At 76.1% G+C, this 11,181-nt stretch carries 7 protein-coding genes; 3 read left to right on the top strand and 4 right to left on the bottom strand.

All coding sequences use genetic code 11. The features are described 5' to 3' along the window. Positions 1 to 422: 422 nt before the first annotated feature. A complete protein-coding gene (locus tag IE275_RS01865; protein WP_189706720.1) occupies positions 423 to 1,715 on the bottom strand; it encodes an RsbRD N-terminal domain-containing protein in 1,293 nt (430 codons plus the stop codon). 78 nt (positions 1,716 to 1,793) lie between these two features. Next, positions 1,794 to 4,538 carry a helix-turn-helix transcriptional regulator gene (locus IE275_RS01860; RefSeq protein WP_189706719.1) on the bottom strand — a complete coding sequence of 915 codons (2,745 nt, stop codon included), beginning with the start codon at positions 4,536 to 4,538 and terminating at the stop codon, positions 1,794 to 1,796. A 421-nt stretch (positions 4,539 to 4,959) separates the two neighbouring features. Here IE275_RS01860 and IE275_RS01855 point away from each other — a divergent pair, with 421 nt between their 5' ends. Then, positions 4,960 to 6,294, top strand: a complete 1,335-nt coding sequence (locus tag IE275_RS01855; RefSeq protein WP_189706717.1) for a type III PLP-dependent enzyme domain-containing protein — start codon at positions 4,960 to 4,962, stop codon at positions 6,292 to 6,294. A 97-nt stretch (positions 6,295 to 6,391) separates the two neighbouring features. Further along, the gene (locus IE275_RS01850) at positions 6,392 to 7,282 is read left to right on the top strand and encodes a Gfo/Idh/MocA family protein (RefSeq protein ID WP_189706715.1); all 891 of its coding nucleotides are present in this window, start codon (positions 6,392 to 6,394) and stop codon (positions 7,280 to 7,282) included. 1 nt (position 7,283) lies between these two features. On the opposite strand, the gene IE275_RS01845 is transcribed toward IE275_RS01850, so the two are convergent. Next, on the bottom strand, positions 7,284 to 7,631 hold the full coding sequence (locus tag IE275_RS01845; protein ID WP_189706713.1) for a hypothetical protein: 348 nt from the start codon (positions 7,629 to 7,631) through the stop codon (positions 7,284 to 7,286). 199 nt (positions 7,632 to 7,830) lie between these two features. Between IE275_RS01845 and IE275_RS01840 the strand changes: the two genes are divergently transcribed. After that, positions 7,831 to 8,922: a PP2C family protein-serine/threonine phosphatase gene (locus IE275_RS01840; RefSeq protein WP_229870046.1), complete on the top strand. Its 1,092-nt coding sequence runs from the start codon at positions 7,831 to 7,833 to the stop codon at positions 8,920 to 8,922. Here the strand turns inward: IE275_RS01840 and IE275_RS01835 are convergent. Then, the gene (locus IE275_RS01835) at positions 8,879 to 11,122 is read right to left on the bottom strand and encodes an MMPL family transporter (protein ID WP_189706708.1); all 2,244 of its coding nucleotides are present in this window, start codon (positions 11,120 to 11,122) and stop codon (positions 8,879 to 8,881) included. The genes IE275_RS01840 and IE275_RS01835 overlap by 44 nt on opposite strands. Between the last annotated feature and the right edge of the window lie 59 nt (positions 11,123 to 11,181).

Genomic DNA, 11,181 nt, shown 5'->3' with positions numbered 1-11,181 from the left:
AGTGGGTGGGAGGCGGCGCGCCCGGGGGCCCGCCCGGCGGGTGGGGGCGAAGGGCGAGGGGCGGGGTCGATGCCCGAGAGGCGGTCAGCGCGGGCCAGCGCCCGGCGGGCGGTACGGGGGAGGTGGTGCCCTACGGGCGGGGGTGGCCGGCGGGCGGCGCGCCAGGGCGGTGCCCGGCAGGCCGTGCGCCAGGGGGCGATGGGCCGGGCCGGAGATGCGCGGGGCGGTGGGCGGCGCCCAAGGCCCGCCGGGCCGTCGGGAAGGCGGTGCACGAAGACGCCGAACCCGAAGACACAGGACCCGAAGACACAGGACCCGGAGACGCCGGACATGGGCAGGGGCCGAGCGCCGGCAGGGCCAGGCACCGGCAGAGGGCCGACCACCGGCAGGGGCCAGGCAACCGGCAGGCCCCGCCTCCGGTGTCAGCGGGTGTGAAGCCCCCGTGCCGTCAGGGCCAGGCTGATCTCCACCACGTCGGAGGGCCGGGACAGGGAGCGGCCCGTGAGCTGCTCGTAGCGGCGGAGCCGGTTGAGGACGGTGTTGCGGTGGCAGTACAGCCGCTCCCCCGCCCGCTGGGCGGAGCCGTCGCAGGCCAGCCAGGTGGCCAGGGTGTCGAGCAGGACGGCCTCGTCGGCTGGTTCCAGGGCGCTCAGCGGGCCGAGGACCCGCTCGACGAGCGCGGTGCCCAGTTCGGGGGCGCACATCACCAGCGCGGCCGGGAGGTGCTCGGTGAGCCGGACCGTGCCGCCGCCGCGCGGGCACATGTCCAGCGCGATGTCCGCGAGCCGGCGGGCGTCGCCGACGGCGGCCAGCCCGGACACGGCCGTGCTGACGCCGGTACGGGTGGTGCCGTGGGCGGGTGCCGGGACGGCGCCGTCGTCGCCGTCCTGTGCGGGGACCCCGCCGTCGCCGAGCAGCACGATGCCGTAGTCCACCTCCACCCCCGTGTGCCAGTACACACGGGTGCCCCGGGCGAAGGCGGCCCGGACCCCGGCGGCGTCCGAGGGGCAGCCGCCCGTGACGGCCACGACGGCGTACCGCCCCTGTTCGGGGAGGTCGAGCGCGTGGGCGGTCTCGGGCAGGTCGGCGATACGGCTGGTGCCGTCGAGGAGGGCGGCGGCCAGCAGCCGCAGCCGGTTCTCGCGCCGCCAGGCGAGCTGCCGTTCGACCTGCCGATAGGCGTCCGCGACGAGGGTGCAGTGCTCGTCGACGAAGTTCCACACGTCGCCCGCGACGTGCACGAGCAGACGTACGTCCTCCGGGGCGGTCCGGGAGGTCTCCTCGACCAGGCCCTGCCAGACCAGGGACCCGCCCAGCCGGAAGGCGTGCAGCAGGGCGTCCAGCGGCAGGCCCTGCTCCGCGCGGGACGCACCGATCTTCCAGGAGCACCGGCGGGCCGCGTCCCGGTGGCCCCTCGGGTCGAGCAGCGAGGACACGCTGTGCCGCAGGGAGCGGTGCACCTCCTGCCAGGTCGCGCCGGTGTCGTGCGCGACGGCCGCCCGGTATGCGGGTTCCTGGTCCTGGAGCGCGGCGACCAGCCGGTCCGTGAGGTCGGGCAGGTCCGCCAGCAGGACGCGGGCGGCCCGGTGCAGGGCCTGGAGGGCGTCGGCGTCGATCAGCGAGCGGACGCGCTGCGGGTGCGGCCGGTGTCCGGGCACCGCCGGCGGGGCCGGTGCGGGGCGGGTCAGGGTCCGTGGCCGTAGGGCTGGGTACATCGCGGTCCTCCCCCGGGGGCGGTGGCGTGCCGTCCGACGCGGCCTGCCCCGAAGGATGGCATACCGTCCGGTCGGTCCCTAGGGGTGTGCACGGTTGAATTGGGCCCGGTCACCCCTTCCGCCCACGCCGCCGAGGGTCGCTCCCGGGGGCCGTTCCGCCCACTCGACCAGCCGCGCGAGTTCGACGCGGGACCGTACTCCGAGCGCCGCGAAGACCTTCCGGAGGTGGTAGTCGACCGTGCGGGTGCTGACGGTGAGGGCCTGCGCCACCTCCCGGTTGGTGGCCCCCTCGGCGACCCGGCGGGCGATCCGCAGCTGCTGCGGGGTCAGCCCCGACAGCCCCGACAGCCCGGGCGGCCCCGTGGTCCGCGCCCCGCCGCCCGGCGACACGCCGTTGGCCCGCAGCTCGGCGCGCGCCTGCTCGGCCCAGGCGCGGGCGCCGCAGCGTTCGAAGCCCACCAGCGCGGTGCCGAGGCGGTCGCGTGCCTCGCGCAGCCGGCGCCGCCGCCGCAGCCACTTGCCGTACGACAGCTCCGTGCGGGCCCGCTCGAAGTCACCGCCGGCCGCGTCGTGCAGGTCGAGGGCGGCCCGGTAGAGGGCGTCGGCCCGCTCCGGCGGGGCCAGCAGGGCGCGGCAGCGCAGCAGCTGGGCGGGGGCCTGGGGGTCGGCGCCGAAACCGGCCCACCGGGCGAACGCCTCGACGACCTCGCCGGCGCCGTGGTCGTCCCGTCCCGCCGAAACGGCCGCCTCCACATAGCAGGGCACTGCCGACATCCACACCGCGAAGTGACCGCGCCGCGGCCCGGGGCGCACCAGCGGCCCGAGCCGGTCCGCGGCCTCCCGGGGCCGGCCCTGCCCGAGGTCGGCCCGGGCCACCGCCCACTCGGCCAGGGTCGCCGCCTGGACGAGCCCGTGCCGCCGGGCGGTGCTCAGCGCGGCACGCGCGTGGACGGCCACCTCGGCCAGGTCTCCCTCGACGGACGCGGCCAGGGCGAGTGCGGCGTGGTGATGGGCGGCCGTGTTGCGCTGGCCCGTGCGGTGCGCGGCCCGCAGTCCCTCCTCGGCGTGGGTCCTGGCCACCGTGTGCCGTCCGGCGCGGAGCTCGGCGTAGGCGAGGTACTCCCGGGCCGGTGCGAGCGCGGCGGCGCTGCCGGGGGCGCGGGCGGCGGCCAGTGCCCGTGCGCCGGCCCGGCACGCGGCGGGGAGGTCGCCGAGCAGCAGGGCCGCGGCCGCCGCGCGCAGGGAGGTCTCCGGCCCGTCGGTGTCGTCCGCGGCCCGCTGGTCCGCCACCAGGCGCCGCAGCCGCAGGGCCGCGGCGGGGAAGTCTCCTTCGAGGAGGGCCCGCAGACCGGCGCCGTAGTCGCCGGGGCCGGCGGCCGACGCGCCCTCGTCCCAGCCCCGCCCCAGTGCGTGCAGGCAGCCCTCGGTGTCACCGGCCGCCCACGCGGCGTCCGCCGCGGCCAGCGCCGCCGCCTCCGCGAGCCGTGGGGCCGGGCCGGCCAGCAGCCGGGCGGCCAGCAGCAGGGACGCCCGGGCCTCGTCGACGGGGCCGTCGTGGCGCAGTGCCGTGCCGCGCACCAGCTCGGTACGGCCGCGCAACGCCCGGGGCACCGCGCTGTCGCGGGCCGCGTCGAGCAGCCGCCGGGCCCGGTGGGTACGTCCGCCGAGCAGGGCCTGCTCGGCGGCGGCGGTGTACCACTCCGCCCGCCGCGTGCCGTCCTCGGCCAGCTCGGCGGCGCGGGTGTATCCCGCGCACCGCAGGCCGCGCGGGGCGGGATCGGCCGGGTCGGCGGCGGCCGCGGCGAGTGCGGCCGCCGTTCCGGGCGGGGGCGCCGCCGCGGACCGTGCCCGGTGCAGCAGGGTGCGCAGCCCACGGGCCCCGTCGCCGTCCAGCGCCCGGGCCAGCGCGAGGTGCGCGGCGCGCCGTCGCTCGGGCGGCGCGCCCTCGTACACGGCGCGGCGCACGAGGTCGCTGTGGAAGCCGAGCCGGCCGTCGGCCAGGGTGAGCGCCTCGGGCAGGGGCACGGGGGCATGCACGGCGTGCAGCGCGAGCCGTACGTCGATCCGCTCGTCGACCCGCTCGTCCTCCCCGTCCGCGTCCGCCAGGGCCGCCGCCACCGTCAGCAGCAGGTTCTCCTGCGCCGAGGTGAGCCCGGCCGGACGGCCGCCCGCCAGGCGGGTCAGGAGGCCGGCGTCGGCCGGGGGGCGGGGCGGCCGGCGATGGCCCCGGAGCTGGGCCGGCGACAGCCGCCGGACCATGGCCAGCAGCAGGGCGGGGTTGCCGTCGGCGGCGTCCACGAGGTCGTCCCGGACGGCCGGGTCGACGGTGCCGTCCGTCGCCTCGTCCAGCAGGGTGGCGGCCTCCGCGGGGGAGAGCGGATCGATGCGCACCACCGGCAGCGCGGCGAACTCCGGGTCGAGCGGGCGGTGTCCGGCCACGCTCAGCAGCAGGCTCACCCGGCCGGTGGCGCGCAGTTGCCGGGCGGCGAGGCCGAGCGCGGCCCGGGAGGGGCCGTCCCACAGGTGGGCGTCGTCGACACACACCAGCAGGGGTGTGCGGGCGGACGCGGTGTGCAGGGCGTCGAGGAGCAGCGCCGCCGGCGGTCCGCCGACGCCGGACCGCGGGCCGGGCGCCGCGCCGACGGCCCGCAGCAGGGCGCACAGGCCGCCGAGTGGCAGGGTCCCGTGCGCCGGTTCCGCCCGCACGCTCACGGCGGATCCGGCCGGGTGCGCGCGGACGGCACCCTCCAGGAACGCCGTGCGGCCGCAGCCGGGTTCACCGGTCACCACCCGTGCGGGAGCCGTGATCGTCTGTCCGGTCATTCCCGCGACGCTACGGACGCGGGTCGGGAGGTGGAAGCGTTGCGTCCGGCCCGGCGGGGGCCGTCGCGGGCCTGTCACCAGTGGGTTCGCTCGCGCCGGGAGGACAGTGCCTTGTGCCGCTGCCCAACGGCCACCGCCGTGCCACGGGCACCGGCACAGCGGCGACGGCGGCCCCGGCACGCCGTCCCGGCACCGGGCGCGGGACGTCGTACGGACGAGGGCGGGCGCGTCGGCCGGTGGACGAGGCGGGCGCGTCGGCCGGTGGACGAGGCGGGCCCGGTCCCCGGGGGCGCCCGCTCCGGTGGCGCTCGTGCGGGCCGCCGAAGACGCACGGGCCCGGCGGGGGCGACCCTGGAGGGGTACCGCCGCGAGTACCGCCGCCCCCAGACCTGACCGACGCCTCACCGAAGGAGAACGCCCCGTGTCGCTCCGTACCGGGAACCTGGAGATCGCGCTCCGGCAGGCCGTCGCCGACGGACTCCTCGGGGAGGACCGGCCGGTGGCCGGCTTCGTCGACGTGCGGGGCGTACGGGAGAGCGTCGCCGCTCTGCACGAGGCGTTCGGGCGGGTGCCGGACGTGCTGCACGCCTTCGCGGCCAAGGCCTGCCCGCTGGTGCCGGTGCTGCGGCTGCTCGCCGACGCCGGGATGGGCTGCGAGGTGGCGAGCCCCGGGGAGACCCGGCTGGCGCTGGACGCGGGGTTCGCGCCGGAGCGGATCGTGCTGGACTCCCCGGCCAAGACCCGCGCGGAGATCCGTGAGGCGCTCGCCCTCGGCATCGCGCTGAACGCCGACAACCTCGCCGAACTGGAGCGGATCGACGCGCTGCGCCCGGCAGGCTCCGCGTCCGTCGTCGGGCTGCGGGTCAATCCGCAGGTCGGCGGCGGGTCGATCGGCGCGATGAGCACCGCGACCGCGCACTCCAAGTTCGGTGTGGCGCTGCGCGACCCGGGCGCCCGGGCGCGGGTCGTCGAGGCCTTCGCCCGGCGCCCCTGGCTGACCCGGCTGCACGCGCACGTCGGCTCGCAGGGCTGCCCCCTCCCGCTGATCGCCGAGGGCCTCGCGACGGTCCACCGGCTCGCCGAGGAGATCGACGCGCACCTGGGCCGCCGCCAGGTCACCAGCCTCGACCTGGGCGGCGGGCTGCCGGTGAACTTCGCCGACGACACGGTCACGCCCACCTACGCCGACTACGTGGACGCGCTCACGGCGGCCGAACCCGCCCTGCTGGACGGCCGCTACCGGGTGGTCACCGAGTTCGGCCGCTCGCTGCTGGCCAAGAACGGGTTCACCGCGGCGGTCGTCGAGTACGTCAAGGACGCGGGCGGCCGCCGGGTGGCGCTCACCCACGCCGGCGCCCAGGTCGCCACCCGTACGGTGTTCATGCCGGAGTCCTGGCCGCTGCGGGTGTCCGCGTACGGCCCGGACGGCACGCCCAAGCGGACCGCGCCGGTGCCGCAGGACATCGCCGGGCCGCTCTGTTTCGCCGGGGACGTCGTGGCGCACGGGCGCTCGCTGCCCGAACTCGCCGAGGGCGACCTGGTCGTCCTGCACGACACCGGCGCCTACTACTTCTCGGCGCCCTGGGCCTACAACAGTCTGCCGAGGCCCGCCGTGTACGGCTTCCAGGTCCGAGGCGGCGGCGTCGGCTTCGCCACGGTGCGGCCCGCGCAGACCGTGCGGGAGGTGTCCGCGGAGAGCGGACTGGCGCAGCGGGACGCCCTGCTGACGGGCCCGGCAGCGCCGTCGCCGTCCTGACGGGAGGATCGCCGCCCCGGGTACCTCCGCGCGGGATCCGTGTGCGAGGCTCGGCGACGGTCGTCCTCGTCCCGTCACACCAAGGAGAGTCAGCGGCATGCGCATCGGTCTGCTCGGAACCGGTCCCTGGGCGCAGATGGTCCACGCCCCCGTCCTCGCCGCGCACGACGGCCTCGACCTCGCCGGCGTGTGGGGCCGGCGTCCGGAGGCGGCGAAGGAGCTGGCGGACCGTCACGGCACCCGGGCGTACGACGACGTCGACGCCCTGTTCGCCGACGTGGACGCGGTGGCCGTCGCGCTGCCGCCGGACGTGCAGGCGGAGCTGGCGGCGCGGGCGGCCCGGGCCGGCTGTCATCTGCTGCTGGACAAGCCGGTCGCCACCACGGTGGAGGGCGGCCGGGCGGTGGTGCGGGCCGTCGAGGAGGCGGGCGTCTCCTCGGTCGTCTTCTTCACCACCCGGTTCGTGCCCGAGGCCGGTGACTGGATCGCCGAGCAGGCGGCCGTCGGCGGATGGTTCACGGCGCACGCCCAGTGGCTCGGGGGTGTGTTCGTCGACGGGAGCGACAGCCCGTTCGCCACGCCGTGGCGCCGGGAGAAGGGCGCCCTGTGGGACGTGGGCCCGCACGCCCTGTCCGTGCTGCTGCCGGTTCTCGGCGACGTCCGCCGGGTGACGGCGGCGGCCCCGGGCCCCGGCGACACCGTCCATGTGGTCCTGGACCACACGGGTGGCGCCTCCAGCGTCCTGACCCTCAGCCTGACGGCCCCGGCCGCGGCGTCGGGCGCGGGCGTGGCGATCCACGGCGAGGCGGGGACGACCCGTCTCCCGCAGGGCGGCACGGACGCCTTCGCCGCCCTCACCCGAGCCGCCGACGCCCTGCGCACCGCCGCCGCCGACGGCCGCCCCCACCCCTGCGACGCCGCCTTCGGCCTGCGTGTCACCGAGATCCTCACCGACGCCCAGCACCTGCTGGACGCCGGCCCCCGCTGACTCAGCCGTCCTCGAACGGCTCGTCGCTCCACCGGAACCAGGCCTGTTCCCCCTGGATGTGCAGCAGGAACTCGGCGACGGGACCGCGCGGCGAGACCAGGCTCACGCGCCGCCGTATCTCGTCGTAGGCCTCCTCCCACTCCTGCCGGGTGTCGTCCGCCCGCTCCTCGAGGTTGGCCTCCAGCAGCTCCAGTTCACGGGCGAAGAAGGGTTCGACCGCGGCGTAGGCCGGTCCGGCGCCGAAGCGGCCCGACAGCCAGGGGAAGTCGGCGTCGTCGACGACGATCTCCCCCACCGGCCCCTCCCCGTCCCGGCCGGTCACCCGCCAGATCTCGCCGTCGAACCCCATCACGCCTCCGTCACCCGTGGTCTTCGCTCCGCGCCCCAGGATGGCACCCGGGTCCGACAACCGGCCGTCGTCGGGCCGTCCGGCCGGTCCGGCGGTGGACGTCCGGGCGTGCGGATCAGGCCGTGGGGAGCCGCCCCCGGGCGGGGGCACCGGTTTCCTCGGCGTGCGCGGCACGGTGCCGGGGTGGAGCGTGGGGGGTGTGGGACGACTGGAGGGCGACCGGCGGGGCTGGCTGCGGGGCGCGCCCCCGCCCCGCTGGGTGCGGGCACTGCCGCTGCTGCTGATCGTCGGCGTGTGCGTGGCCACCCTGGTCAGCCCCGACCCGCTGGACATCGGCTTCCTGCTGGGCGCCATCCCGCCGCTGGCCGTCCTGTCGTACGGCCCGGTGGCGACCGCGGTGCTCGGCGCGGCCGTGGTCGTGATGCTCAGTCTGCCCGCGTTCCAGCTGAACCATCCGGGCCAGACCGATGTGCTGACGGTGTGTTTCGTCGCGCTGCTGAGTGTGTTCGTGGCGTTCGTGCGCCGCCGCCGGGACGTGCAGCTGGACACCGAGCGCACGATCGCGGAGGCGGCGCAGCGCGCCGTGGTGCCGCCGGTGCCGGAGCGGGTGGGGCCGGTGAGTTGCGCGGGCCTGTACCGGGCGGCGGAGCGCGGCACGCTGGTCGGCGGCGACTTCTTCGACGTGCGGGAGAGCTCCCACGGGGTGCGGGCGGTGCTGGGGGACGTGCGCGGGCACGGGCTGGCGGCGATCGCGACGGTGGCCTCGCTGCTGGGCGCGTTCCGGGAGGCGGTGCTCGACCAGCCGGCCCTGGAGGAGGTGGCGGCCCGGCTCGACCGCCGGCTGGCGGTGGACTCGGCGCGGGTCCCGCACGCCGAACTGTTCGCGACGGCCGTCCTGCTGGAGTTCACCCCGGGCGCGGACCGGGTGCGGATCGTGGTGTGCGGTCATCCGCCGCCGCTGCTCCTGCGGGACGGGACGGCGACGGAGGTGGCCGCCGTCCCGTGGACCCCGCTGGGCCTGGGCCTGCCGGAGTCGGCCCCGCCCACCGGCCTCGATGTCCCGCTGCGCCCCGGTGACCGGCTGTTCCTCGCCTCCGACGGCGTCTGGGAGGCCAGGGACGCGGACGGCGCGTTCTATCCGCTCGTGCGGCGTCTGCCGGCGCTCGCCGCGGACGCGGGCCCGGCCGCGACGGCCGACCGGGTGTGGGCGGACGTCCTGCGGCACTCCCCCGCCGTCCGCGACGACGTCACGATGCTCGTCCTCGCGCCGGCGGACCGGCGGCGCCGGTGAGCTCCTCGTCGTCGCCCTCGGCGTCGATGTGCGGCAGGATCCGGTCCAGCCAGCGGGGCGTCCACCAGGCGCGCTCGCCGAGCAGGGTCATCACCGCGGGCACCATGAGCAGCCGGACGACGGTGGCGTCGATGAGCACGCTGACGGCGAGGCCCAGACCCAGCATCTTGACGACGATGTTGTCGCTGATGAGGAAGGCCGCGAAGACGCTCACCATGATCAGGGCCGCGCAGGTGATGACCCGGGCGGTGATCTCCAGGGCATGGGCGACGGACGCCTTGGCGTCGCCGGTGCGCAGCCAGGCCTCGTGGACGCGGGAGAGCAGGAAGATCTCGTAGTCCATGCTCAGGCCGAAGATGATCGCGAACATCATCATCGGCACATAGCTCTCGATGGGCACGTCGCCGTTGACGCCGAGCGCGGGCCCGCCCCAGCCCCACTGGAAGACGGCGACGACGACACCGTAGGAGGCCGTGATCGACAGGACGTTGAGGACGGCGGCCTTGACCGCGACGAGGAGGCCGCGGAAGACGGCGAGGATGATCAGGAAGGCGAGCAGGACGACGACGCCGATGATCACCGGCAGCCGGCTGGCGACGATGTCCCGGAAGTCGACCTGGGCGGCCGTGGTGCCGGTGACGTACCCCTTGGCGTCGTAGCCGGAGACGGCGTCGGGGAGGGTGTCGTCGACGAGACGGTTCGTCAGGTCGGTGGTCACGGCGTCCTGCGGGTTCTGTTCGGAGTACACCGTGCCGACCAGGACGTCACCGTCCTGGGTGGCGGTCAGCGGGGTGACGATGGCCGCGCCGGACACGCCGTTCAGGGTCTTCTGCGCCTGGGAGGAGAGGTCGGAGCGCTTGTCCGAGGGGACGGACGTCTGGTCGATGACGATGGTGAGGGGCCCGTTGGAGCCGGGTCCGAAGGCGTCGGTCATCAGGTCGTAGGCGCGCCGGTCGGTGAACGACGTCGGGTCGGCGCCGTCGCCGATGTGGCCGAGCTGGATGGAGAAGACGGGGATCGCGAGGATCGCGATCACGGCGAGCCCGGCGCTCAGGAACTGCCAGGGCCTGCGTTCCACGCGCTGGGCGTAGCGGTGCCAGGTGCCGTGCGGTTCGGCGCCCGGTTCGGCGTCGGTCTCGGCGATGGGTTTCCGTACGTGGAAACGGTCGATGTTGCGGCCGATGAGCCCGAGGAAGGCGGGGACGAGGGTGAGGGCGCCGATGACGGCGGTGACCACGGTGACGCCGGCGGCGACGCCCAGTTTGCCGATGAAGGACACCCCGGACGCGTAGAGGCCGGCGAGGGCGATGATCACGGTGGTGCCGGAGACCAGGACGGCGCGGCCGCTGGTGGTGGTGGCGTGTCCGGCCGCCGCGACGGGGTCGGCGCCGTTCATGAGGTTCTGGCGGTGCCGGGTGGTCATGAAGAGCGCGTAGTCGATGCCGACGCCCAGCCCGATCATGGTGGCGAGGGTCGGTGAGACGGTCGCGAAGGTGAAGGCGGCGGCGAGCAGGCCGAGGAGGCCCAGGCCGCAGATGACGCTGATCAGGGCGGTGACCAGGGGCAGCGCGGCGGCGATCACGCTGCCGAAGCCGATCAGCAGCACGACGACGGCGACCGCGAAGCCGATGAGTTCGCTGACCCGGTCGTCGGCCTCGGGCCGGGCGAGTTCGCCGAGCGAGCCGCCGTACTCGACGTCGGCGCCGGCCGCGCGCAGCGGCTGGACGGCGTCGTCCACGCCGTCCAGATAGGTGTCGCCGAGGATGGACGGCTGTTCGTCGAAGCGGACGGTGATGTAGGCCGTCTTGCCGTCGCTGGAGACCGGGCCGATCTTCGTCGAGCTCTGGGAGAGCGGGTTCTGCGCCGAGAGGACGTGCGGAAGCTTCTGGAGGTCGGCGACCGTGGTGGACATCGGGGAACTCAGGGAGCTGACGCCCTTGTCGTCGTGCAGGACGATCTGGCTGCTGTAGCCGCCGGCCTGGGGATCGTGCTTCTTCAGCACCTCCAGGCCCTCCTCGGACTGCACGTCCGACAGCTGGAAGTCGTCCTCGTACTCGCCGCCGACGGCACGGTCGAGCACCTGGAGGGCGACCAGGGCCACCAGCCACGCGACGATGACGATCACGAAGTGGCGGGCACACCAGGCGCCCAGCCGCCGAAGTCCCCCGCCTCGCGGTGTACCGGCACTGTTCGGTTCCATGACCTGGGCCTTCTGTGCCGCGCGTCGTCCGCGCTACCGGTTCGGGCGTCCCGAGTACA

This window comes from Streptomyces phaeofaciens, assembly GCF_014648915.1.
Lineage (GTDB): Bacteria > Actinomycetota > Actinomycetes > Streptomycetales > Streptomycetaceae > Streptomyces > Streptomyces phaeofaciens.
This window is presented reverse-complemented; position numbering and strand designations above follow the sequence as displayed.